Consider the following 22,573-nt stretch of genomic DNA (forward strand, 5'->3'; position numbering starts at 1 on the left):
GCACTGGTGGTACACGCGCACAGACGTGGTGGGCGGTACGGGAAGGGACTTGCGGCGCTCGGCGCGGCGGCGGCCCTGGCGGCGTCCGTCGCCGGCACTGCGACGGCGGCGGACGCCGAGGCGACCGCGACCCCCACCGGCGGTCAGCGCTACGTCGCCCTCGGCGACTCCTACACCTCCGCCCCCGGCGTTCCCGAGCAGACGGGCGGCGACTGCGCCCGCTCCAGCGTCAACTACCCCGCGCTCACCGCGAAGGCCCTGCACCAGACGTCCTTCAAGGACGTCAGCTGCAGCGGCGCCAAGACCGACGACATGTGGCGCGCCCAGGGCGACAACCCGCCGCAGCTCAACGCGCTCGGCCGGGACACCCGCCTCGTCACGCTCGGTATCGGCGGCAACGACATCGGCTTCGGCGACATCATCGGCACCTGCGCCCAGCTGTCCGTGAGCGACCCGGCCGGCGCTCCCTGCCGTACGAAGTACACCGAGGGCGGCGCGGACCAGCTCACCGCCCGCATCGCCGACGCCGCGCCCAAGGTCGCCAAGGTGCTCAAGGACGTGCACGCGCGCGCCCCGCACGCGCGCGTGGTGCTCGTCGGCTACCCGGCGATCATGCCGGAGGAGGGCACCGGCTGCTTCCCGGCGGTGCCGATCGCCGCGGGCGACGTGGCCTACCTGCGCGACACCGAGAAGAAGCTCAACACGATGCTGCAGGGCGAGGCCCGCAAGGCCGGCGTCCGCTTCGCCGACACCTACAAGCCGACCCTCGGCCACGACGTGTGCAAGCCCGCCGCGGACCGCTGGATCGAGGGCGCACAGCCGGAGAACCCGGCTGCGCCGTTCCACCCCAACGCCAAGGGTGAGGCCGCCATGGCCGGCGCAGTGACGACGGCGGCCCGCGGCCGCTGACGCGCACGCGCACCGCTCCCGCGGGGGCGCGCCGGTTCTTGCCCGGCACCCTGCCGTCACCTGACGGCCCGGGTGCTGGGCGTTTCCTTCCGCCGCGACGGCGGCGCGCTGCGACGCTGGTGTGCGGCGGTGCCGTACGGGCGGAGGCTGGTGCGGCACCGCCGGTCGCGTTCGGTGGTGGGCGCGCGCCGCGGCGGCGGGAGTGGTTTGTTGCGCAGGCTTCTGCGAGTGTGTGGGCCGATTCCTCCCGCCGCGACGGTGGTGTGCGGTGGTGCCGTACAGGCGGCGGTCTGTCCGGCACTGCCGGTCGCGTGTGCGGGGGTTGCACCCCGTGACGGCGGGGGTGGTTGGCACCGCGCCGGAGGCGCGTCGCGGCACCGCCGATTGTGTCCGGTGGGGTTGCGCGCCGTGGCGGCGCGGGTAGGCTCCGGGGCCCGCTCGCCCGCTTGGAGGCAGAATGGCCCGCCCGAGAACGAAGAAGCCCCCGCACCGACGTCTGCCCGTGCTCGCCGCGGCAGCCTCCCTGGTCGTCGGACTCGGCGCCCTCCCGGCCGCCGCCCAGCCCGGCGGCCCGCTCGCCGAGGCGGACCGCACCCCCGCCAAGACCCCTGTCGCCGCCGGCTACGGCGGCGCCGTGGCCAGCGTCGACGCCGATGCCTCGGCCGCCGGCATCGAAGTGCTCCGCAAGGGCGGCAACGCCGTCGACGCGGCCGTGGCCACCGCGGCCGCGCTCGGCGTCACCGAGCCGTACTCCGCGGGCATCGGCGGAGGCGGCTACTTCGTCCACTACGACGCGAAGCGGCACCAGGTCTCCACCATCGACGGCCGCGAACGCGCCCCGCTGAGCGCGGACAAGAACCTCTTCCTGGAGAAGGGGAAGCCCGTTCCCTTCGCCGACGCCGTCACCAGCGGCCTGAGCGTCGGCACCCCCGGCACCCCCGCCACCTGGGACACCGCCCTGCGCACCTGGGGCACCCGCTCGCTCGCCCAGGTGCTGCGGCCCGCCGAGCGCATCGCCCGCTCGGGCTTCACCGTCGACGCCACCTTCCGCCGGCAGACGGCCGACAACGAGGCCCGCTTCAAGGACTTCCCGGCGACGGCGAAGCTCTTCCTGCCCGGCGGCCGCCCGCCCGCCGTGGGCAGCACCCTCAAGAACCCCGACCTCGCCCGCACTTACGCGCTCCTGGGTGAGCGCGGCGTCGGCGCCCTCTACCGCGGCGAGGTGGGCCGCGACATCGTCCGTACCGTGCGCAAGCCGCCCGTCGACCCGGCCTCCGGGCGCGTGGCCCGCCCCGGCGACCTGACGGAGCGGGACCTCCGGGAGTACGCGGCGAAGCGCCAGGCGCCGACCCGCACGTCCTACCGGGGCCTGGACGTCTACGGAATCGGCCCCTCGTCCTCCGGCGGCACGACGGTCGCCGAGGCCCTCAACATCCTGGAGAAGGGCGACCTTTCGAAGCTCGACGCGAAGACCTACCTGCACCGCTACATCGAGGCCAGCAGGATCGCCTTCGCCGACCGCAACCGCTGGGTGGGCGACCCGGCCTTCGAATCCGTGCCCACCAAGGCCCTCACCTCCCAGCGCTACGCGGACAGCCGCGCCTGCCTGATCAAGGACGGCGCGGTGCTCACCAGCCCGCTGGCGCCCGGCGACCCGCGCCGCCCGGTGCCCTGCGGCGCACACGGCAAGGCCGCGCCCACGCCCTACGAGGGCGAGCACACCACCCATCTGACGGTCGCCGACAAGTGGGGCAACGTCGTCGCGTACACGCTCACCATCGAGCAGACCGGCGGCAGCGGCATCACCGTCCCCGGCCGCGGCTTCCTGCTCAACAACGAGCTGACGGACTTCTCCTTCGTCCCCGTCACCCCGGGCGTCCACGACCCGAACCTGCCCGGCCCGGGCAAGCGCCCGCGCTCGTCGGTGTCGCCCACGATCGTCCTCGACCACGGGCGGCCCGCCTTCGCCCTCGGCTCGCCCGGCGGTGCCACGATCATCACGACGGCACTGCAGACCCTCCTCAACCACGTCGACCGCGGGATGCCGCTCGTCGACGCGATCGCCGCGCCGCGCGCGAGCCAGCGCAACGCCGCGGCCACCGAGCTGGAACCGGACCTGTGGAACAGCCCGCTGCGCGGCCGGCTGGAGGCCATCGGGCACACCTTCAAGCTCAACCCGGAGATCGGCGCGGCGACCGGCGTCCAGCTGCTGCCGGACGGCCGGTGGGTGGCCGCCGCCGAGCGGACACGGCGCGGCGGGGGCTCGGCGATGGTGGTGCGCCCGAGCGGCAAGCCGCCGGTGCGCTGAAATGCGCCCGGGCGGGTGAGGGAGGAGAGTGAATCTCCGGCCTCCGATCCGGTCAGGATCACCGGCATATGGCTGTGCACTGTGAGGAATCCGCAGGCCGGCGCCGGGCTCTCACCGGCGTCCCGGGCATGCTGGCAGCGCTGTTCGGCGCGCTCGCGGCGTGGCTGCTGGGCAGTCCCGCCGCGAGCGCGGCGGCGGAGCCGGGCACCTGCCGGACCGGCGCCTATCTCAGCGACCTCTACGGCCTCGATCCCGTCGGGCACACCTTCGGGGCGCGGGTGACGGTGTGGAGCGTCTGCCCGCGGCGCGACCTGGACCCGCTGCCCGGGGCGGCGTTCAGCAACTACAACGACGACCTGGAGAAGAGCGAGCCCGCCCTGACCAGCGAGAAGGGCATGTTCAGGGATGTGGTCCGGGTCCAGGGGACCTTCCGGCAGGACTGGGGCGTCCGGGCCTTCCCCTTCGACCGCCACCGCATCGAAATCAAGATCACCTCCCGTAAGGAGGCCGAGGAGACCCGGTTCGTTCCCGACAACGAGGACTCCGGGGTGAACGAGGGGATCGCGCCGCCCGGCTGGCGGATCACCGGCTTCCGCCTCGTTGCGGTCGACCGGCACTTCCCCACCAACTTCGGCGACGCCACCCTCCCCAGGGGCAAGGGCAGCACGCGCAGCAGGCTGCTCGTCCAGATCTCCCTCTCGCGCAGCGACCCCGTCATCTTCTGGAAGCTGACGGGCCCGCTGTACCTGATGCTGCTCATCGGCACCGCCACCTTCCTGCTGCCCTCGCACAGCGAGGAGCTGGGCATGGGGGAGAAGCTCGACTCGATGCAGAGCAGGCTGTCCCTGCTGGGCGGCGGCCTGTTCGTCGTCATGCTCAACATGCAGCAGGTGAACACCGTCATCACCAGCAGCGTCGGGCTGACGCTCATCGACGCGCTGCATCTGCTCACTCTCGTCTACGTGCTGCTGGCCGTGGTCGCCACCGTGCTGTCCTGGCGCTGGACGGTCCGCGGCGGCGACCCGGAGCGCGTCGAGCGGCTGCACCACCGCGGTGCGGTCATCGCCCTCGCGGCGTACGCGGCCGCCGCCGGGGCGATGGTCGCGTACGCCGCCTACGTGGGCTAGCCGGGGCCGTCAGCCCAGCAGCTTGATCACCTCGTCCGTCGTGCCGGTCTCCGCCAGGCGCGGCAGGACCTTCTCCACGGCGATGCGGTGCACCTCCGGATCGGGGTCGGTGACGGCGTCGGTCACGACCGTCACGTGGTAGCCGTGCTCGTGGGCGGCGCGCGCGGTGGACTCCACGCCCGCGCCCGTCGCGATGCCCGCGAGGACGATCTGGGTGACGCCGCGGCGCCGCAGCTGGAGGTCCAGGTCGGTGGCGTGGAACGCGCCCCAGGTGTGCTTGGTGACCACGATGTCGCTCTCCTCCCGGCCGAGTTCGGGCACCAGGTCGGCGAAGCCGGCCGGCGGGCGCCCGCTGCGCAGGGGCGCCTCGGAGCGGCCCGGTGCGGAGCCGACGACCCGGACGAGGACGACGGGCAGGCCGCGCTCTCGGAAGGCGGCGGCCAGGCGCGCGCCGCGCTCGACGATCTCCTGGGAGGGATGGGCGGTGGGGAGCGCCACGATGCCCTTCTGGAGGTCGATGAGGACGAGGGCGGTGGTCGTGTCGAGGGTGGTGACGGGCATGGCTGTGGACTCCTTTTCGGGGTCGGGGTCGGGGTCGGGTGCGGGGGTCGGGTACGGGAGTCAGGTGCGGGCACGCGCGCGGAGGGCGCGGTCGGTGGCGGTGAGGGCGAGCAGCAGCAGGCTCAGCGCGCCGGTGACGGCCGCGAGCCGGTGGAGCCCGGCGTCGCTCGCCTGCCGCCCGAAGCAGAGGGCGAGGAGGCCGGTGGCGGCTATCGCGCTCGTGTACTGGGCGGTGCGCTGCAGTCCGGCCGCGGAGCCGACGCGGTCGGGCGGCGCCTGGGCGTAGACGGCGGCCTGGTTGCCGGTGGAGGCCAGGCCCTGCGGCACGCCGAAGAGCGCGGAGGCGATCAGCAGCGCGGCGAGCGGGGTGCCGCCGGTGGCGGCCACGAGGATGCCGCTGCCCGCGGCGAGCAGTGCGGCGGCCGTGGTGAGCGGGGCGCGCAGGCCCTTCGTCCGGGCGCCGAGCAGCGAGCAGACGGCCGCCGCGAGGGACATCGGCAGCATGACCAGACCGGCCTGGAAGGAGGTGCAGCCCCGGGCCTCCTCCAGCCATTGGGCGTATCCGTACAGGGCGCAGTAGATCGTCAGGTAGGCGAGCCCGTGGCGGAGGTAGGTGCGCAGGAGGGCGTGGCGCGTCGGGGAGTCGCCGGACGGGCAGCCGGCGGGCTGCTGCGGCTGTACGGGCCCCTGCTGCACGGAGCCCCGCACAGGTTCTGCAGGGCCGGTGCGGTCGTGCGGCAGCCACGGCAGGGCCACGGCCAGCGCCAGCAGGGCGAGCGGCACGTTGACCGCGAAGATGCCCCGCCAGCCTGTGGTCGCGGTGAGGAGCCCGCCGAGGGTGGGGCCGAGGGCCGCGCTGCCCAGGGCGGCGAGCGAGAGGCGGCCCATCACGGGGCGGGGTGCGGGGCGGCCGGTGCGCAGGGACTCGGCGCGCAGCATCGCCATCGCGGCGGGGTAGGCGGCCGAGGTGCCGAGGCCGAGCAGCACACGGGCGGCGATCAGCCAGCCGAAGGCGGGCGCCAGCGTGCCGAGCAGGCCGCCCGCGCAGACGATGGCGAGGCCCGCGAGGAAGACGCGGCGGGGGCCGAGGGAGTCGGCGAGGCGGCCCATGACGGGCTGGCCGACGGCGCTGGTGAGGTAGAGGGAGGACAGGAGCCAGCCCGTGCCGGAGGGGCCGGTGCCGAAGTCGCGGCCTACGGCCACCAGACCGGTGGCGATCATGGTGCTGTTGAGGGGGTTGAGGACGGCACCGAGGAGCAGCGGCGTCATCAGGCGCGCGCCGAAGCCCTCGTCCGGGGCGGCGCCGGGGCCGCGGGCGCGCAGGGGCGCCCTTAAGGCCTTCACTCCTCCACCAGGCGCTTGAGCAGGAGGGTGGCGTCGGCGAGGGCCCGCTGTTCCTCCGGGGTGAGCCGGTGGGCCATGGCGTCGGCGAGCCAGGCGTGCTTGGAGTGCCGTACGGAGGCGATGGCCTCGTCACCGTGCTCCGTGAGGGAGAACAGGACCTGCCGCCCGTCCGTGGGATGCGGGGAGCGGGTCACCAGGCCCAGCTCCTCCAGCCTGGCGACGATGACGCGCATGGACTGCGGTCGGACGAGCTCCGCGCGGGCCAGCTCGGCGGTGGTGGCGGGCCCTGCGGTGTCCAGACGGCCGAGGACGGCGCGCTGCGAGGGGGTGAGCGCGCCCTGCGGGGACGCCACGCGCAGGCGGCGCATGAGCTGGGAGACCGTCGCGGCCAGATCGGCGGCGGCGCGTTCCTGATCCTTGCCGGACGGCTGGCCGGTATCCGCGTCGGCCGTGCCGGATTCCTGGTCGGATTCCTGGCCGGGTTTCTGGTCGGGTTCCTTGTCGGGCATGCGTCCACCGTAAATATCGACAGGCAAACTTGCAAGTTTTTCTGTGTTCTTATGCGCAAGCCGAGTTATCCACAGGACGATCGACGGTCTTGCCGCGCGGCGTGCCGCGTCCTACGGTCGCAACCACACGTGGATCTACACGTGTCAGCCTGGCCGGTCGGCCCGGCTGACGCCCCCGTGAAGGAGCAGCTCATGGCCAATGTCGTCCGCGCCGCTCTGGTCCAGGCCACCTGGACCGGCGACACCGAATCCATGCTCGCCAAGCACGAGGAGCACGCCCGCGCGGCCGCCGCCCAGGGCGCGCAGGTGATCGGCTTCCAAGAGGTCTTCAACGCCCCCTACTTCTGCCAGGTGCAGGAGAGCGAGCACTACCGCTGGGCCGAGCCCGTCCCCGACGGGCCCACGGTCCGCCGGATGCAGGAGCTGGCCCGCGAGACGGGCATGGTGATCGTCGTGCCCGTCTTCGAGACCGAAGGCCCCGGTTTCTACTACAACACCGCCGCCGTCATCGACGCCGACGGCCGTTACCTCGGCAAGTACCGCAAGCACCACATCCCCCAGGTCAAGGGCTTCTGGGAGAAGTACTACTTCGCCCCGGGCAACCTCGGCTGGCCCGTCTTCGACACGGCCGTCGGCAAGGTCGGCGTCTACATCTGCTACGACCGCCACTTCCCCGAGGGCTGGCGCCAGCTCGGCCTCAACGGCGCCCAGCTCGTCTACAACCCCTCGGCCACCTCCCGCGGCCTCTCCGGCTACCTCTGGAAGCTGGAGCAGCCCGCCGCGGCCGTCGCCAACGAGTACTTCATCGCCGCCATCAACCGCGTCGGCCGCGAGGAGTACGGCGACAACGACTTCTACGGCACCTCCTACTTCGTCGACCCCCGGGGGCAGTTCGTCGGAGACGTGGCGAGCGACACCAAGGAGGAACTCCTCGTCCGCGACCTGGACTTCGGCCTCATCGAGGACGTCCGGCAGCAGTGGGCCTTCTACCGCGACCGCAGGCCCGACGCCTACGACGGGCTGGTCCGGCCATGACCTCCGCGCCCGGGCCGGGCGGCTCCCCGGCCACCCACCTGCACGCCCGGCACCGCGCGGTGATGCCCGAGTGGCTCTCCCTCTACTACCGCGAGCCCCTGGAGCTCACCCACGGCGAGGGCCGCCACGTCTGGGACGCCCGCGGCCGCCGCTATCTCGACTTCTTCGGCGGCATCCTCACCACGATGACCGCCCACGCCCTGCCCGAGGTCACCAAGGCCGTGTCCGAGCAGGCCGGGCGCATCCTGCACACCTCCACCCTCTACCTCGACCGGCACATGGTCGAGCTCGCCGAGCGCATCGCCGCCCTCTCCGGCATCCCCGACGCCCGCGTCTTCTTCACCACCTCCGGCACCGAGGCCAACGACGCCGCCCTCCTGCTGGCCACCTCCTACCGCCGCTCCAACCAGATCCTGGCGATGCGCAACAGCTACCACGGGCGCTCCTTCTCCGCCGTGGGCATCACCGGCAACTCCTCCTGGTCGCCCACCAGCCTCTCGCCGCTCCAGACGCTCTACGTCCACGGCGGAGTGCGCACCTCCGGCCCCTACGCCCACCTGTCCGACGCCGACTTCACCGCCGCCTGCGTCGCCGACCTCACGGACATGCTCGGCCAGACCCACGGCCGGGTGGCCGCCCTGATCGCCGAACCGGTCCAGGGCGTCGGGGGATTCACCTCCCCGCCCGACGGCCTCTACGCCGCCTTCCGCGAGGTCCTCGCCGAGCGCGGCATCCTCTGGATCACCGACGAGGTGCAGACAGGCTGGGGCCGCACCGGCGACCACTTCTGGGGCTGGCAGGCCCACGCCGAGCACGGCCCGCCCGACCTCCTCACCTTCGCCAAGGGCATCGGCAACGGCATGTCCGTCGGCGGCGTCGTCGCCCGCGCCGAGGTCATGAACTGCCTCGACGCCAACTCCATCTCCACCTTCGGCGGCAGCCCCGTCACCATGGCCGCCGGCCTCGCCAACCTCACCCACCTCCTGGAACACGACCTCCAGGGCAACGCCCGCCGGGTCGGCGGCCTGCTCATCGAGCGGCTCCGCGCCGTCACCGCAGGCTTCCCCGCCGTCCGTGAGGTGCGCGGCCGCGGCCTGATGATCGGCATCGAGCTGGTCGAGCACGACGGATCGCCCTCGCCGGAAGCGGCATCCCTCGTCCTCGAACTGGCCAGGGAGGAAGGCCTCCTGATCGGCAAGGGCGGCCGCGAGGCCAACGTCCTGCGCATCGCGCCGCCGCTGTCCCTCACCATCACCGAGGCGGAGGAGGGCGCAGCCGCCCTTGAAACGGTGCTGCGCCAAGTGCAGTTCACCATCGCCGGAAAGGAACGGCCATGACCACGACGGCCATCCGTGGCGGCCTCGTCATCACCGCCGCCGAAGAGACCAGCGCCGACGTGCTCGTCGAGGACGGCAAGGTCGCGGCCCTCGCCGCGTCCGGCAGCGCCTTCGCCCAAGGCTGGCACGCCGACCGCACCCTGGACGCCACGGGGAAGTACGTCATCCCCGGCGGCGTCGACGCCCACACGCACCTCGACCTGCCCTTCGGCGGCACCGCCTCCTCCGACGACTTCGAGACCGGCACCCGGGCCGCCGCCTGGGGCGGCACCACCACCATCGTCGACTTCGCCGTCCAGAGCCGCGGCCAGGCCCTGCGCGAGGGCCTCGACCGCTGGCACGCCAAGGCCGCCGGCCGCTGCGCCGTCGACTACGCCTTCCACATGATCCTCTCCGACGTGAACGAGAGCTCCCTGAAGGAGATGGACCTCCTCATCGCCGAAGGGGTCACCTCCTTCAAGCTCTTCATGGCCTACCCCGGCGTCTTCTACAGCGACGACGGGCAGATCCTGCGCGCCATGCAGCGCGCCGCCGGCAACGGCGGGCTGATCATGATGCACGCCGAGAACGGCATCGCCATCGACGTCCTCGTCGAACAGGCCCTCGCCGCCGGGCGCACCGACCCCCGCTACCACGGCGAGGTCCGCAAGGCGCTGCTGGAGGCCGAGGCCACCCACAGGGCCATTCAGCTCGCCCGCGTCGCCGGCAGCCCCCTGTACGTCGTGCACGTGTCGGCCGAGGAGGCCGTCGCCGAGCTCGCCCAGGCGCGCGACAAGGGACTGCCCGTCTTCGGCGAGACCTGCCCGCAGTACCTCTTCCTGTCCACTGACAACCTCGCCGAGCCCGGCTTCGAAGGCGCGAAGTACGTCTGCTCCACCCCGCTGCGCCCCCGCGAGCACCAGGCCGTCCTCTGGCGCGGCCTGCGCACCGACGACCTCCAGGTCGTCTCGACCGACCACTGCCCGTTCTGCTTCTCCGGCCAGAAGGAGCTCGGCCGCGGCGACTTCTCGAAGATCCCCAACGGCCTGCCCGGCATCGAGAACCGCATGGACCTCCTCCACCAGGCCGTGGTCGACGGCCACATCACCCGCCGCCGCTGGATCGAGATCGCCTGCGCCGCCCCCGCTCGGATGTTCGGCCTCGCCCCCCACAAGGGCACCATCACCCCCGGCGGCGACGCCGACATCGTCATCTACGACCCGCACGCCGAGCAGACCCTCTCGGCCGCCACCCACCACATGAACGTCGACTACTCCGCCTACGAGGGCAAGCGCGTCACCGGACAGGTCGAGACCGTCCTCTCCCGCGGCGAAACCGTCATCGAGCAGCGGAAGTTCACCGGACGCGCCGGCCACGGCCGCTACGTCCCCCGCGCCACCTGCCAGTACCTGACGTAAGACGCCACGACGCACCACGTATGACGTTAAGGAGCACCTCCGTGGACTTCGGCCTCGTCCTGCAGACCGACCCGCCCGCCACCGCCGTCGTCGACCTGATGCGCCGCGCCGAGCGCTCAGGCTTCCGCTACGGCTGGACGTTCGACTCCTCCGTGCTGTGGCAGGAGCCGTTCGTCATCTACAGCCGCATCCTGGAGCACACCGAGCGGCTCGTCGTGGGGCCGATGGTCACCAACCCCTCCACCCGCACCCCCGAGGTCACCGCCTCCACCTTCGCCACCCTCAACGACATGTACGGCAACCGCACGGTGTGCGGCATCGGCCGCGGGGACTCCGCGATGCGGGTGGCCGGCCGCAAGCCCAACACCCTCGCCTCCCTGCGGGAGTCCATCCGCGTCATCCGCGACCTCGCCGAGGGCCGCGAGGCCGACGTCGGCGGCACGGCGCTGAAGATCCCCTGGATCCGGGACGGCAGGCTGCCCGTGTGGATGGCCGCCTACGGCCCGAAGGCCCTCGCCCTCGCCGGCCAGGAGGCCGACGGCTTCATCCTGCAGCTCGCCGACCCCTTCCTCACCGAATGGATGATCAAGCACGTGCGGGAGGCCGCCGCCGAGGCCGGCCGGGACCCGGCCGCCGTCAGCATCTGCGTCGCCGCCCCCGCCTACGTCGGCGACGACCTCGCCCACGCCCGCGAGCAGTGCCGCTGGTTCGGCGGCATGGTCGGCAACCACGTGGCCGACCTGGTCGAGCGCTACGGCGAGCACTCCGGCCTGGTGCCCGAGGCCCTCACCGCCTACATCAAGCAGCGCCACGGCTACGACTACAGCCACCACGGCCGGGCGGGAAACCCCTCCACGGACTTCGTGCCCGACGAGATCGTGGACCGCTTCTGCCTCCTGGGCCCCGTGGAGGCCCACCGCGAACGGCTGGAGCACCTGCGCGAGCTCGGAGTGGACCAGTTCGCGGTCTACGCCATGCACGACGCGAAGGAGGCGACGATCGACGCGTACGGCGAGCACCTGATCCCCGCGCTGAGCTGAGCGGAGCGGAGCCGGGGCGGGCCCGGCCGCCGGACCCCGGCGCACGTGCCCGCCCGCCGCCCACCGCTCGTCGGCCACCGCCCGCCCTACGGCACGCGCGCCGTCCACTCCGCGGAGGAGAACTTCGTCGCGGCCAGTTCCTCCGCCCGCGCCATCTCCTCGGGGGTGACCGAGCCCGCCGTGAGCCCGTAGCGGCCCCGGAAGGACTCGATCATCTTCTCGATGACGCCGGCGCGCGGCAGCCCGGTCTGGCGGCGCAGGGGGTCGACGCGCTTCTTCGCGCTCTTCGTGCCCTTGTCCGACAGCTTCTCCTTGCCGATGCGCAGCACGTCCAGCATCTTGTCCGCGTCGATGTCGTACGCCATCGTCACGTGGTGCAGCACCGCGCCCGCGCTGCCCACCAGCCGCTTCTGCGCCGCGCCCGCGATCTTCCCCGACTCGGTGGCGATGTCGTTGAGCGGCTGGTACCAGGCCTTGACCCCCATGCCCTCCAGCGCGCCCAGCACCCAGTCGTCCAGGTAGGCGTAGCTGTCGGCGAAGGACAGGCCCTGCACCAGGGCGTCCGGCACGCACAGCGAGTAAGTGATGGTGTTGCCCGGCTCGATGAAGGTCGTAGCGACAGTACACTACGACGATCATCGAGCCCGGTTCAGCGGAGGCTCGGCGCGGGCCTAGACACCCACTCACCTGCGGAAACGTCGCCGATCCGCTCTTCGTCCTCGTTGCTGAGGGCCTGGAGGAGGGCCATCGAGGCAGGGGTCCCGTCGTCCGCGAGGAGCCGCACCACGTGCTCGAACTCCTGCGGAGTGAACCTCGCCGCCAGTTCCGAGGCGGCTCCCTCGCATGGCGTCTGTGCGGCCTCGGCGGCTCGCCAAGCCGCTACGTTCGCGAGCGTATTCGCTAAGAAGCGAGTCGCGTTGTCCGGACGCTCGATCGGCGTGGGGGGAGGGCGATCCCCCACGCGTCGGTACTCACCCAATTCCATGATCGAGACCCTAATGGCCAAGATCGGGATTGGCTGTGATCTATGGAACGCGGGCGGTCCACTCCTGGGAGCTGAACTTGGACTGCGCCAGTTCTTGCGCACGGCTCAGCTCCTGCTCGGTCACCTCGCCAACCGAGCAGCCGTAGCGGTCGCGGAAGGAGGCGACCATGCGGTCAATGACCTCGGTCCGAGGAAGACCTGTCTGCCGGCGGAGCGGGTCGACGCGCTTCTTGGCGCTCTTGGTTCCCTTGTCGGACAGCTTTTCCCGGCCGATGCGCAGAACCTCAAGCATTGTGTCCGCGTCGATGTCGTAGGCCATGGTCACGTGGTGCAGGACCGCGCCGTTCTCGCCGACCATTCGCTTTTGCGCGGCCCCGGCGATCTTCCCGGACTCGGTGGCGATGTCGTTGAGGGGCTGGTACCAGGCTTTGATGCCCATGTCCCCAAGGGCGGCGAGCACCCAGTCATCGAGGTAGGCATAGCTGTCCGCGAAGGACAGCCCTTGCACGAGGGAGTCCGGTACATAGAGCGAGTAGGTGATCGTACTTTGGGGTTCTACGAACATAGCCCCGCCGCCGCTGATGCGCCGGACGACCGTCATGCCATGACGCGCGGCGGATTCCATATCCACTTCGTTGCGCAACGACTGGAAACTACCGATGATCACGGCCGGCGATTCCCATTCCCACACGCGCAGCGTCGGCGGCCGCCGCCCGGCCGCGACCTCGGCGGTCAGCACCTCGTCCAGCGCCATGTGCAGCGCGGGGGACTGGGGGCCCTCGTGGATGAGCTGCCAGTCGTAGTCGTGCCAGTCGGTGGCATTGGCCAGGGCGCGGCGGACGGCGACGCCGACAGCCTCGGAGGTCAGACCGAACATGACGGTGCCCTCGGGCAGCGCCGCGTCGATACGGGCGGCGAGCTCTTGCGCCGGCAGGTCGGCGTTGGCCCCCTCCAGCGCGCGATTGATGTCGAACAGCGCCTCGTCGGGCTCCAGGAAGAAGTCACCCGCGACCCGGACGTCACGGAGGGCCCCGTCGCGCACCTCGACGTCCACGACGACCAGCTTGCCGCCCGGAACCTTGTACTCGCCGTGCACCGTGCACCTTCCAGAAACGTGCCTCTGAGCCGTTCTCAGCGGCGGATACAGCCACCGTACGTGTTGGGCCGAGGTGCCCTTGGCCGGAGCGTCCCGGACGTGGCCACGATCCGCGGCAATGGCCGACCTACCGCCTGAAGCGCCAGAGGAGCCGGTCAGAGCGTGCCGGTGCCCGCTGGCCACCGGCCCAGCCAGAAGGCAGCAGTGGAGGGCTGTTTTCCGCCCAGGGTGGAGCCGTCGTGGGGCAGCAGCTCGGTGGGGGCTAGGTAGCCGTCCCCGGGATCCAGGCGGATGCGCAGGCATTGCAGCGGCCGCCCCTGGGTGACATAGCGCCTCACGTCGTCCGTGTGCGGGTAGTGGTGTTCCGGGTCGGGATGAACGAGTCGGTAGATCTCTTCGATGTCCCGGTCACCGAGGAGGAAGTAGCGGACGCCGGGTCCTAGGTTCAGGCAGAGCCTGCGTCGGCCGTCGCCCCGGGCCCCGTAGGGGAGACGGTCCCAGTTGTCGACGTGGAGGCCGAGGCGTCGCCCGGTGGCGGGGTCTTCAGTCGTGGTGCGCGCGTCTCCAGGATTCGTGACGCAGCCCAGGAAATCGGCCGGACAGCGGTCCGCGAACGGATAGAGGTCGGCGGCGGTCGCGTGGATGTCCGATACCTCTTCCGCCCGAATGACCGGCAGGGGCTCGCGCACCAATTCGATCAGCGTGCCGTCGGGGGTGCCGGGCTCGGCCTCGAACCATTGGGCTTCCCTCATGTTCAGCGGCCGCCAGTCACCGGCCGGCACGACTGCCCCATCGTCGTATTCCGCTTCATCGTGGCTCAACCGGACGGAACCGATCTCACACCGCTCACGGAGGCTTCCGCACTGGCCGAACGCCAAGCTCACTGCCATCGTCGTCCCTCTCGTCCTAGGCAGGGGTCATTCGTCGTCGAGGTCTTCGCCGTAGGTGACCTCCAGCTCGGCGGCCAGCGCATCGGCCAGTTGGGCGACCTGGGCCCGGTCAATAAGGACCTTCTTGAGCGCGGCCGTTCCGCGTAGCGTGCTCAGGTCATTGCCTCGAAGGTCGCAGTCGCGGTACTTGCCGCCCTCGAACTCGGCGAGCCGCAAGTCACACGCTTCGATGGCCACTGAGCCGAGGTCACAGGCCCGGACGGTTGTCTCCCGGAGGGTGCACTTCGAGAAGATCACCGGGCCGGTGGCGCGGACTCGGTCGAGGGTGGCGTAGTCGAACTTGCAGTTTTCGAAGAGGACGTTGTCCAGGGCCACGTCCTCCAGGAGTGCCCCCATCAGCTTGCAGTTGCTGAACGTAACGCGGGACAGCTTGCCGTCCGACCATTTCAGAGAGGAGAGGTCGCAGTCCGAGAACTGCACCGAGTCGGCCCGCACCTCGTGGAACCGGGCACGCTGGGTCCTCACCCGCTGGATGCGGCCGTCCAGCAGGTGTGTGCCGACGAGGTCGAGTTCACGGAGGTCCATGTCGGCGTACTGGAACTCTGCGACTCGGCCCCGGCCGCTTTCGAGTGACTGGACGTTCGACAGGTACAGGCCCGGCTCATCCAGGGCGGGCAGGGTCACGCTCACACGGCGTACCTTGCGCGATTCCATGCGCTCTTCCTTCACGGTGTCAGCCGGTGGCACGCCCGCGTCCGCGCAGGCGTGCCAGGGGGGAGCCGTCTACTTCTTCTTGTTCCAGTTGTCCCAGGTCGGCTGGTTGTTGAAGGTCACCGGAGGCTCCTTCGCCCAGTTGTCCCAGGTGGGTCGGTTGTCGAACTTGGCGTGGATCGGTCCACCCTGCGGGCGGCCGAACGCGGCGATCAGCTCACGCACCACGGGCGCGTCGGTGGCAGTGAGCTGCTCCAGTAAGGTCATGCGATCTGCTCCTTCTTCGCGGTGGTGGACAGGGCCATTACCAGGGCCTGCCGGGAAACACGGCAGTAGTTCGTCTCTGTGGTGGCCAGGCTCCCGTTCTCGAAGTAGCGGTTGCCGGCCTGGGCACCCCGGCAGAAGTCGAAGAACTCGCATTCGGCCTGGCAGCGCTCCAGGCCGGTCAGGAACTCGCGGACGTAGCGCAGGTGGGGGGCTTCCCTCAGCATGTGCGCGATGGTTTTCTCCCGTACGTTCCCGGCAAGGAAGTCGGCGTAAGCGGAGTCGCTGGTGTCGGCCAGTTCCGGCGATAACAACACGACGTCGCCGTTCCAGGTCACGGTGGGGATGGGGTCAAGGAGACGGTTGTCCCAGTCATCCTTCTGCCCGCTCCGGGCAAGGCTGAGGTACTCGGAGATCCGCTCCAGCTCGCGTATCACCGGGCCGCGGTGACTGCGTGACCACGCCAGGACCCGCCGCCAGAACTCCTCGGCCTGATCGCGGGTGGGCGGCCGGCGCTCGGTATTGACGCCCTCGGTCTCCTCGATGTTGAAGCCCACTGAGTGGCAGCCCAGCGTGGCAACGAAGTCCAGCAGCTCTTCCGGGTGGCCGATGCCCTCCCGCCCCACCACCGCGATCACCGAGAACGGGATACCGCGCTCCCGCAGAAGACCAACGCCCCGCATGATCCGTTCGAAGGCAGGCCGGCCCCGGAGGTCTACGCGCTGGGTATTCAGGGCAGCCGGGCCGTCGATGCTCACGCCAACCCGGAACTCGAACTCTTCCAGCAGGTCGCACCAAGCGGGTGTGACCAGGGTGGCGTTGGTCTGGACGTAGTGGTGCATCCGGCCGTCCTGGCGCAGGGTCTCGAAGGGGGCGAGCAGAGCGGAGAACTTCTCCGTCCCCAGGGTCAGAGGCTCCCCGCCGTGCCAGACCAGACCCAACGGGTGACCGATGCTGGCGAGGCCGGCAAGGGACTCAGCCACGGCTGCGGCCGTAGCGGGCAACATGTCGTTCTTCAAGCCCTTGTCTCGCAGGTAGCAGTAGAAGCACCCCATGTTGCAGAAACTCGTGGGCTGGACCACGACGGTCTGTGGCTTCCGCGCGAACCACCGGCCGTACCGGCGGTGCGGCCGACTACCGCAGCGTTGTGTCATAGAACCCCTCCTCTTCCGCGGCCTCATCGTCGCCCTGGACTGCCGGCCGTCTCCGTCAGGAACCCGAGTCCGTTCTTCTTCAGGAAGCCGTGGCAGCGTTGACGGCCCGCACGACCGGGGTGGGGGGCCACGGTGGCTTGCGGACGACCGTCACGCCGTGCTCGTCGCACCGGTACACACCCGCGCGAAGCGGTTCGATGCTGTGCCCGCCACGCGGGCACAGCATGGCGTCAGGACCGCCCCGGGGTCGGTACCGGGTCACCACTGGACCGTCCGGTGCATGCTCGACCAGTGGGCCACCCGGTGCCGAGCGGACCGTGTCTCAGCCGCCACGTCACCGCTCCTGATGGCCTTGGCCAGGTCGGCATCCAGCAAGCGGCAGGTGCGGCAGGACGGCCCCGGCGCGTCGGCCGGGGCAACGTAGTCGTGGCCCGGCCCGGAGGCGTGGGGAGTGGTGACCAGATATCGGTAGGCCACAGAGAGGTCCGGGCGCTCTGCCTTCATGCTCACCGCCGCTCCCCCTGGGTGGCGGGCTGCACGTAAGCCATGGCCCGGCAGTAGGTCCAGAACGCGGTGTGGTCGGGTTGGCGGCCGGTGTGGCGCATGCATGCCTGGTGCATGGCCGCGTCGTCACTCCGCTGGACGGTCCATTCGCAGGCGAGACACTGGGCGCCGTAGGTGATGGTGTCGGAGTGCACGACGATGCGGTGCAGGACGTATCGCCAGATGGCCCGCAAGCCACGGGCGTCCTTGACGATCTCGCGGGTTTTCACATGGGCGGTGGTGCTCACGGTGCACCCGCTTCCCGCCGAGCAGGGCGGACGGGCTGGCATGGCTGCCGGGGCGTGGGCACTTTGACGACCCCGCCCTTCCCGACCACGAACGCCCGGTGCGAGTTCGGGCCGCCGTCGGCCGCGCTGTAATGCGCGGGATGCGGTCTCACCGTCGGTCGGTTGGGATCACTCACCGTATGCTCTTCGCGCTCCGCTTCGGGAGGGGGTAAGTGATCTGCCGGGCCACTTCGAGTGGGGCGTTCATGGTCTTGGGCGGATGGTCCTTGAAGATCAGAACCCGGCCGTGCTCCGGCTGGCGCATGTCCATCACGCGTCGCCACGCCCCACTGAGGAGAACCCAATCCCCCTCTTTGACTCCGTCCGGTGGAACACGGACCTTCTTCATTCCCTAGGGAACCGGAATCTCCTCCGTCACCGGTCGCCTCCTCCTCGCATCTCTCGATCTCGTCCAGGGCAGCGCGCCACTCGAACCCGCCCCCGGGCGGGAGGAGCCAGACACAACCGGACGGCGAATCGCTGGAGAAACGGACGGGGTCACCGATCCCGTGAACGATCCCAACCCGACCCCGCCCCGTATCGAGAACACACACGCCCAAGGCGACCCAGTCGGGCAGTACAGGGGGGCTGTTCGGCAGCGTCGTCATGCGCTTGAACGTAGGAGGACGAGGCGCTCAACCTCAACGATCTTCTACAGAATTGCACGCGGGTTACTAGAGGGCGTCAATCGCACTGGTGATCAGGGCACGAGCCTGCCGACCGTACACGGCTAGCTCGCCCAGGTCCGTGAACGCCTGTGCGTACTGCTCGACCTCACCGGGCGCCCGGATGTTGACGGCGGCCGTCAACAGCTCTACCTGCACCTGCTCCTGGTCGAAGATCATGAACGTCTCAAGCGTCCACATACTGCGCGATGCCGCGAAAGGGATCACGCCAAGGGACACGGATGGGAGCGACATGACCGTAAGAAGGTAGCCGAGTTGGCCCGCCATCGTCTCCGCGTCCCCGATCCGGTAGCGGAGAACGGACTCCTCCACGAGGAGCGCGAAACGGTGCTCACCCTTGTGGATCACCTTGGACCGTGCGACTCGGGCGGCGGCAGCTTCGGCCGAGTCGTCGGGGGTGCCCTGCGCCCTGCTGATGAGCGCGAACAGGGCCGTGGCGTAGGCTTCGGTCTGGAGTAGCCCGGGGATGACGTTGGAGCAGTAGACGCGAAACTGTTGGGTGCTCTCATACAGCGGAACGCGCGACTCTTGCAGTCGCCGACTACCGGTTCGCTGAAGCCTCTTCCACTGCACATACATGGAGTCGGCGGAGCGGTTCGCCGCGATGAGATCGTCTGCTTGATCGTCCGCACCGCAAACCCGGCACCATGTCCTGACGTCCTCGTCCGATGGCGGCGTTCTGGCGTTCTCAATGCGTGACGACTTGGAGGCGTGCCAGCCAGCACGCGTAGCCAGCTCATGCCCCGTAAGCCCCGCGTCCTTCCTGATATCGCGTAGGCGGCCGGCGATGGCTTCGCGTGCCGCCTGGGCACTGGAAGAAGGCGAGATGGGCATGGGCTGGCTATCGGACGGGCGGGTCAGATCTGGTACTGCTCGTGCGGGATCCCGCGGTCCCAGACGGCTTCGAACGCGGTAGCGCACAGCTTGATGACGTCCGGGTCTTCGGAGACCTGCGGTTCAGTGTCTACGCCGTCGCCGCTGAAGTGGTTGAACCTCACGATCCGTTCGTCGATCAACCAGAAGTCGACTCCGGGGAGGGCGAGGTCGAACGTCTGACGTCGAGGCAGCCACCGCACCAACTCACCAGCCGCGACGTTGGTGAACGTAGAGCTGTGCTCGAAGCGGATGTAGTCGGTCACCGGTTCGGAAACAATCCGGGCCCGACGCATGACTACGCCTCGCTGGACGGTCTCTTGGACCAGGTCCAGCCAGGGGCGCCACCATGAGTCACGGTCCTCGACGTCCAGACGGTGTCCGGCCTTCCAAGCCTCGAACTCTCCGTTCTCCTGTTCGACCGCGTACACGTCGCGCATCTCAAGGTGAATCGCCGAGTGCCTCGCGCTGGTCAGCAGCTCCGAGAAGCTGGGCACGTCGTTCTGCCTCATCACACGCCTTCCTGATGATCGGCACCATGCGAACCGGTACCCGGACTACGGCCTCATGGTCAGGGCGGGGGCTGTTCGCCCGGCACTCCTCTTCGGTCTCTTCGTCCGGCTTCCACCCCTGGAACAGGAGGTCGGCGTTCGCCTTGTCCACCCATGCAGCGGGACAGTTACCGTCGTTGGTGCTGGGATCGATGCCAATGAACTCTAGTGCCACTGTGACCTCCATACCGAGGGCGTTGCACTGTCGTGCACGACAATCGTCAATCTATGCAAGGCGTGTCAAGGCGGCTGCACCTTCACGCCAGTTGCCTTCGCGGGTTGCACAGTTGAGCGGCCATGAACGCCGAAACGCCCCCACGCCGGCGGGGTGGCCGGGGCGGGGGCGTGGTCTCAGTGGGCCGGTGTGGCTTGCCAGATCGTAAGAGCCAGCGTGACCAGGCTGATAACCGCTGCCAGACTGGCGAGGGGCCAGCGATTGCGTTCAAGGGCGTCGAGTCGCTTGTCGTGATCGGCTAGCTGTCGGTCGCTCTGGTCGCTGCGCTGGACGAGGAGGGCCAAGGCGCCGTCGACGCGGGCGAATCCCGCCTCCATGGTTCCTCGGAGGCGCTCGAGTTCCAACGCGACGGCCGCCGCGTCGGCCGGGGCGGGACCGGTCACGCACTGCCCTCGCGGTCGTCGGTGGGCAGAGTGGCGCGCGGGTGGGTGCGAAGCCAGGCCGGCATCAGGGACTGCACGCCGGGAATGGCCATGATCCGGGTCAGGCCGGCGGCGACAGCGAGCGCGCCGGCCGCCCACGGGAGAGTGGAGAGGATGCCGGACGCGTCGATGATCACAGGCAGGAGGGCGGCGAGGGTGATCGTGGTCTGAACGGTTGTACGGATGGTGCGCCGGGTGGCGTCGGTCAAGTGGGCGCCTTTCATCGGGCTCCGGTCCTGGGCGCTCGAGTGCGCCTTGGCACGGAGGGACAGGATCAGGTTTGGGAGGGGGTGGCGGTGCCGGCGGTTACTTGCTGACTCGCGGAACCTTCAGTGCGTCCCACTGCCGGGGCCCGGGCCAGCCGTCGCAGAATTCGGGCGAGTTGCCGAGCTTGCGCTGCCAACGGCGGAACGACTCGCGGTCGGCGTCGCTCCAGTCGGGGCCGGGGCCCTGCTGGTAGGCGCCGCAGCCTTCGGCCACCAGACGGCGGCCCATGGCGGTGATGATCGGCGAGGTGGGGCCGCTCTTGAACCATGCCTCGCCCGGGAACGGCTCGAAGCCGCCCCCGGTGACGGCGGCCCCGCCGCTGCCAGCCGTGGTCCGGCCGGCGGGGATGTCGTGTTCGTCGGCCTGGTGGGCGAAGAAGACCACGCCCTTCTGCCCCTGGCGGAGGGGGTCGGCCAGGACGGTGCCTTCGGGGTAGGTGGGGATGCCGTACCCGTATATTCGGTCGCTCTTACGGGGGCGGGTTCGCAGATAGACCCCGTCGCCCTCGGAGGCACCCGTGTCGTTGGTGTTGCCTTCAACGGTCGTGATCTCGTCGTCCGTGTAGGCGATGCAGATGCCGACATGTTCGCCACCGCCGTCGCCGTAGTAGACGACGCCGCCGATCACGGGGTAGTCGCTCCACTGGTCCCGCTGCTTGAACCATTCGACGCCGGCGGAGCAGGAGGCGGTGACGGGAGCGAGGCTCTTCGCCCCTGCCTGCTGGAAGCACCAGCTCACGAAGGTGTGGCACCACGCCTGGCCCTGCGCCCATTCGAGGCCGGGGACCGCGGGTGCGTACTTTTCCTGGTTGTTCCAGTGGCCGTCTGAGTTGCGGCCTTCGTGGTAGCCGACTTCCCGGCGGGCGATGTTGATCAGGTGGCGTGCGACGGGCATGGAGTCCTTGTCTTCGTCGTTCTGGTCGGGCGGGGGTTTGCCGCTGTTGGCGGCCTCCTCGGCCGCCTTGCGTGCGGCTTCCTGGGCGTACCGCGATGCCTCCTGCACGGCCTTGGCGGCTGCTTCGTAGGCGGCCTTGGAGATCTCGTCCCAGCCGCCGTTGCGCGGGGGCGGCGGGGTGGTGTCGACGGCGAAACGAATGCTGTCGAGGTAGATCCACCTCACGGGTGACAGCACCATCGCTTGGAGCTGGCCCGGGTACGGGTCGCTGTTCGACGTGACGTCCACACGGATGGAGTTGTGGGTGTTGTCGTTGCGGGAGGTGGCACAGATGAACGAGCGCATGTAGTGCGGTTGGGCGGCCGGCGGCAAGGTGGCCAGCAGCCAGCTGTCGGCGACGTTGAAGTCCCGGCCGTCCTTGCGCTCCACCGAGCCGCACAGCTCCACCGTGCCGTTCACGATGCGCCAGCTCGGATTGCCGCCGTGGGCCTTCACGTCGTGGGGCAGCGGCAACGGGTTCCACGGGCCCGGGGACAGCGGAACCCACGCCGACTCGGTGCGCAGTTCGAGGCGCTGTTCGTCCTGGAGGTAGGCGAGCTTGCCGGGTACCGGCGTCTCGAGTGCCGCTAGGCGGGCCCCCGCGTTCGCGTACACCGCCTGCGTCAGGGTGAACACGCGCTCGTCGATGACGTCGGCCGGCCGGATGGCGCCGGTCTGCGGGGCGACGGTGATGCGCACGAGGGGGACGTCCACGATGCCGTCTTGTCCCTGGGCGAGGGTGGGCGGCAGGGGCTTGGTGGCCGGTGTGCCGGTCAGGTAGGCGATGGCGATGCGTTGGGCGGTGCGGTCCAGGCGCACGGTGATGCGGTCGGTCCGTGGGGTGGTGCCCGTGTTCGGGCTGACCACGATGTTCTGTGGGGCGTCGGCGTGGTAGTGGTGGCCTTGGACGGTGGCGTGGCCGGGGGCGAGGGTGATGGTCATGTCCTGCCCGGTGGTGGTGGCGCCGAGCGGGTCGGGCTCGCCGGTGCGGGGGGCGCGGACGCCGTCGGTCTGCCACATCGAGGTCATGTGGGACCACTGGGTGGAGGTGACCGTGGTGCCGGCCCCGGAGTCGAAGGGATAGAAGTACTCGGCCAAGCCGGGGCCTC

General features: G+C 70.3%; 24 protein-coding genes and 1 pseudogene. 7 read left to right on the forward strand and 18 right to left on the reverse strand.

Annotated features, from left to right (window positions below):
* Window positions 1–6 precede the first annotated feature (6 nt).
* The 3 genes from IE241_RS02245 (at window position 7) to IE241_RS02255 (ending at window position 4,344) form a co-directional block, all read left to right on the forward strand.
* Window positions 7–909: an SGNH/GDSL hydrolase family protein gene (locus IE241_RS02245; protein WP_229898687.1), complete on the forward strand. Its 903-nt coding sequence runs from the start codon at window positions 7–9 to the stop codon at window positions 907–909.
* A 457-nt stretch (window positions 910–1,366) separates the two neighbouring features.
* Window positions 1,367–3,217, forward strand: coding sequence for a gamma-glutamyltransferase (gene ggt, locus IE241_RS02250; RefSeq protein ID WP_190019844.1), 1,851 nt, complete (start codon window positions 1,367–1,369; stop codon window positions 3,215–3,217).
* 68 nt (window positions 3,218–3,285) lie between these two features.
* On the forward strand, window positions 3,286–4,344 hold the full coding sequence (locus tag IE241_RS02255) for a ligand-gated ion channel (protein ID WP_190019845.1): 1,059 nt from the start codon (window positions 3,286–3,288) through the stop codon (window positions 4,342–4,344).
* Between the two features lie 9 nt (window positions 4,345–4,353).
* Here the strand turns inward: IE241_RS02255 and IE241_RS02260 are convergent, their stop codons facing one another.
* The 3 genes from IE241_RS02260 to IE241_RS02270 are packed head-to-tail and all read right to left on the reverse strand — an operon-like array spanning window position 4,354 to window position 6,758.
* The gene (locus IE241_RS02260; RefSeq protein WP_190019846.1) at window positions 4,354–4,905 is read right to left on the reverse strand and encodes an isochorismatase family protein; all 552 of its coding nucleotides are present in this window, start codon (window positions 4,903–4,905) and stop codon (window positions 4,354–4,356) included.
* Between the two features lie 60 nt (window positions 4,906–4,965).
* Window positions 4,966–6,249: an MFS transporter gene (locus tag IE241_RS02265; protein WP_229898688.1), complete on the reverse strand. Its 1,284-nt coding sequence runs from the start codon at window positions 6,247–6,249 to the stop codon at window positions 4,966–4,968.
* Window positions 6,246–6,758 carry a MarR family winged helix-turn-helix transcriptional regulator gene (locus IE241_RS02270; RefSeq protein ID WP_190019847.1) on the reverse strand — a complete coding sequence of 171 codons (513 nt, stop codon included), beginning with the start codon at window positions 6,756–6,758 and terminating at the stop codon, window positions 6,246–6,248. The genes IE241_RS02265 and IE241_RS02270 overlap by 4 nt, the downstream gene beginning before the upstream one ends.
* 192 nt (window positions 6,759–6,950) lie before the next feature.
* Here IE241_RS02270 and IE241_RS02275 point away from each other — a divergent pair, with 192 nt between their 5' ends.
* From IE241_RS02275 to IE241_RS02290, 4 genes are read left to right on the forward strand one after another with little or no spacing between them, the layout of a single operon-like run.
* Window positions 6,951–7,793, forward strand: coding sequence for a nitrilase-related carbon-nitrogen hydrolase (locus tag IE241_RS02275; protein ID WP_190019848.1), 843 nt, complete (start codon window positions 6,951–6,953; stop codon window positions 7,791–7,793).
* Window positions 7,790–9,130: an aspartate aminotransferase family protein gene (locus tag IE241_RS02280; protein WP_190019849.1), complete on the forward strand. Its 1,341-nt coding sequence runs from the start codon at window positions 7,790–7,792 to the stop codon at window positions 9,128–9,130. The genes IE241_RS02275 and IE241_RS02280 overlap by 4 nt, the downstream gene beginning before the upstream one ends.
* Complete coding sequence (gene hydA / locus IE241_RS02285; RefSeq protein ID WP_190019850.1) at window positions 9,127–10,527, forward strand: dihydropyrimidinase; 1,401 nt, start codon at window positions 9,127–9,129, stop codon at window positions 10,525–10,527. The genes IE241_RS02280 and hydA overlap by 4 nt, the downstream gene beginning before the upstream one ends.
* 41 nt (window positions 10,528–10,568) lie before the next feature.
* Complete coding sequence (locus IE241_RS02290; protein WP_190019851.1) at window positions 10,569–11,567, forward strand: TIGR03842 family LLM class F420-dependent oxidoreductase; 999 nt, start codon at window positions 10,569–10,571, stop codon at window positions 11,565–11,567.
* 86 nt (window positions 11,568–11,653) lie between these two features.
* Here the strand turns inward: IE241_RS02290 and IE241_RS02295 are convergent.
* From IE241_RS02295 to IE241_RS34755, 15 genes and pseudogenes are all read right to left on the reverse strand, one after another.
* Window positions 11,654–12,175 (reverse strand): annotated as a pseudogene (locus tag IE241_RS02295) (lipoate--protein ligase family protein); the annotation flags it as partial.
* Window positions 12,176–12,216: 41 nt separating this feature from the next.
* Window positions 12,217–12,552, reverse strand: coding sequence for a hypothetical protein (locus IE241_RS02300; protein WP_190019852.1), 336 nt, complete (start codon window positions 12,550–12,552; stop codon window positions 12,217–12,219).
* Window positions 12,553–12,592: 40 nt separating this feature from the next.
* Complete coding sequence (gene lplAB / locus IE241_RS02305) at window positions 12,593–13,648, reverse strand: lipoate-protein ligase LplAB (protein ID WP_190019853.1); 1,056 nt, start codon at window positions 13,646–13,648, stop codon at window positions 12,593–12,595.
* Window positions 13,649–13,803: 155 nt separating this feature from the next.
* Window positions 13,804–14,538 (reverse strand): hypothetical protein, encoded by a 735-nt coding sequence (locus IE241_RS02310; RefSeq protein WP_190019854.1) that lies wholly within the window; start codon window positions 14,536–14,538, stop codon window positions 13,804–13,806.
* Window positions 14,539–14,565: 27 nt separating this feature from the next.
* Window positions 14,566–15,252, reverse strand: a complete 687-nt coding sequence (locus tag IE241_RS02315) for a pentapeptide repeat-containing protein (protein WP_190019855.1) — start codon at window positions 15,250–15,252, stop codon at window positions 14,566–14,568.
* A 69-nt stretch (window positions 15,253–15,321) separates the two neighbouring features.
* A complete protein-coding gene (gene amcA, locus IE241_RS02320) occupies window positions 15,322–15,516 on the reverse strand; it encodes a multiple cyclophane-containing RiPP AmcA (RefSeq protein ID WP_190020479.1) in 195 nt (64 codons plus the stop codon).
* Window positions 15,513–16,694 (reverse strand): cyclophane-forming radical SAM peptide maturase AmcB, encoded by a 1,182-nt coding sequence (amcB, locus tag IE241_RS02325; protein ID WP_308433607.1) that lies wholly within the window; start codon window positions 16,692–16,694, stop codon window positions 15,513–15,515. Before amcB ends, amcA begins: the two co-directional genes overlap by 4 nt.
* Before the next feature lie 231 nt (window positions 16,695–16,925).
* A complete protein-coding gene (locus IE241_RS02330) occupies window positions 16,926–17,177 on the reverse strand; it encodes a hypothetical protein (RefSeq protein WP_190019857.1) in 252 nt (83 codons plus the stop codon).
* Entirely contained in the window at window positions 17,174–17,458 is a 285-nt protein-coding gene (locus IE241_RS02335; protein ID WP_190019858.1) for a DUF7848 domain-containing protein, read from the reverse strand. Before IE241_RS02335 ends, IE241_RS02330 begins: the two co-directional genes overlap by 4 nt.
* Window positions 17,459–18,171: 713 nt before the next feature.
* Window positions 18,172–19,017: a helix-turn-helix domain-containing protein gene (locus IE241_RS02340; protein ID WP_190019859.1), complete on the reverse strand. Its 846-nt coding sequence runs from the start codon at window positions 19,015–19,017 to the stop codon at window positions 18,172–18,174.
* Between the two features lie 23 nt (window positions 19,018–19,040).
* A complete protein-coding gene (locus IE241_RS02345; protein ID WP_190019860.1) occupies window positions 19,041–19,568 on the reverse strand; it encodes a DUF6879 family protein in 528 nt (175 codons plus the stop codon).
* Window positions 19,498–19,782, reverse strand: coding sequence for a hypothetical protein (locus tag IE241_RS33960; protein ID WP_229898690.1), 285 nt, complete (start codon window positions 19,780–19,782; stop codon window positions 19,498–19,500). Before IE241_RS33960 ends, IE241_RS02345 begins: the two co-directional genes overlap by 71 nt.
* 176 nt (window positions 19,783–19,958) lie before the next feature.
* On the reverse strand, window positions 19,959–20,225 hold the full coding sequence (locus tag IE241_RS02350) for a hypothetical protein (RefSeq protein ID WP_190019861.1): 267 nt from the start codon (window positions 20,223–20,225) through the stop codon (window positions 19,959–19,961).
* Entirely contained in the window at window positions 20,222–20,473 is a 252-nt protein-coding gene (locus IE241_RS02355) for a hypothetical protein (RefSeq protein ID WP_190019862.1), read from the reverse strand. Before IE241_RS02355 ends, IE241_RS02350 begins: the two co-directional genes overlap by 4 nt.
* A 97-nt stretch (window positions 20,474–20,570) precedes the next feature.
* Window positions 20,571–22,562 (reverse strand): peptidoglycan-binding protein, encoded by a 1,992-nt coding sequence (locus IE241_RS34755; RefSeq protein WP_308433608.1) that lies wholly within the window; start codon window positions 22,560–22,562, stop codon window positions 20,571–20,573.
* Window positions 22,563–22,573 lie beyond the last annotated feature (11 nt).

The sequence above is a fragment of the Streptomyces hiroshimensis genome, from assembly GCF_014650335.1.
Classification (GTDB): Bacteria; Actinomycetota; Actinomycetes; order Streptomycetales; family Streptomycetaceae; genus Streptomyces; species Streptomyces hiroshimensis.

What these genes read in the sequence shown, in the direction of transcription:
- ggt (WP_190019844.1), top strand. Translation starts at nt 1,367, where the DNA reads ATGGCCCGCCCGAGAACGAAGAAGCCCCCGCACCGACGTCTGCCCGTG.
- IE241_RS02255 (WP_190019845.1), top strand. Translation starts at nt 3,286, where the DNA reads ATGGCTGTGCACTGTGAGGAATCCGCAGGCCGGCGCCGGGCTCTCACC.
- IE241_RS02260 (WP_190019846.1), bottom strand. Translation starts at nt 4,905, where the DNA reads ATGCCCGTCACCACCCTCGACACGACCACCGCCCTCGTCCTCATCGAC.
- IE241_RS02270 (WP_190019847.1), bottom strand. Translation starts at nt 6,758, where the DNA reads ATGCCCGACAAGGAACCCGACCAGAAACCCGGCCAGGAATCCGACCAG.
- IE241_RS02275 (WP_190019848.1), top strand. Translation starts at nt 6,951, where the DNA reads ATGGCCAATGTCGTCCGCGCCGCTCTGGTCCAGGCCACCTGGACCGGC.
- IE241_RS02280 (WP_190019849.1), top strand. Translation starts at nt 7,790, where the DNA reads ATGACCTCCGCGCCCGGGCCGGGCGGCTCCCCGGCCACCCACCTGCAC.
- hydA (WP_190019850.1), top strand. Translation starts at nt 9,127, where the DNA reads ATGACCACGACGGCCATCCGTGGCGGCCTCGTCATCACCGCCGCCGAA.
- IE241_RS02300 (WP_190019852.1), bottom strand. Translation starts at nt 12,552, where the DNA reads ATGGAATTGGGTGAGTACCGACGCGTGGGGGATCGCCCTCCCCCCACG.
- IE241_RS02310 (WP_190019854.1), bottom strand. Translation starts at nt 14,538, where the DNA reads ATGGCAGTGAGCTTGGCGTTCGGCCAGTGCGGAAGCCTCCGTGAGCGG.
- IE241_RS02315 (WP_190019855.1), bottom strand. Translation starts at nt 15,252, where the DNA reads ATGGAATCGCGCAAGGTACGCCGTGTGAGCGTGACCCTGCCCGCCCTG.
- amcA (WP_190020479.1), bottom strand. Translation starts at nt 15,516, where the DNA reads ATGACCTTACTGGAGCAGCTCACTGCCACCGACGCGCCCGTGGTGCGT.
- amcB (WP_308433607.1), bottom strand. Translation starts at nt 16,694, where the DNA reads ATGAGGCCGCGGAAGAGGAGGGGTTCTATGACACAACGCTGCGGTAGT.
- IE241_RS02340 (WP_190019859.1), bottom strand. Translation starts at nt 19,017, where the DNA reads ATGCCCATCTCGCCTTCTTCCAGTGCCCAGGCGGCACGCGAAGCCATC.
- IE241_RS02345 (WP_190019860.1), bottom strand. Translation starts at nt 19,568, where the DNA reads ATGAGGCAGAACGACGTGCCCAGCTTCTCGGAGCTGCTGACCAGCGCG.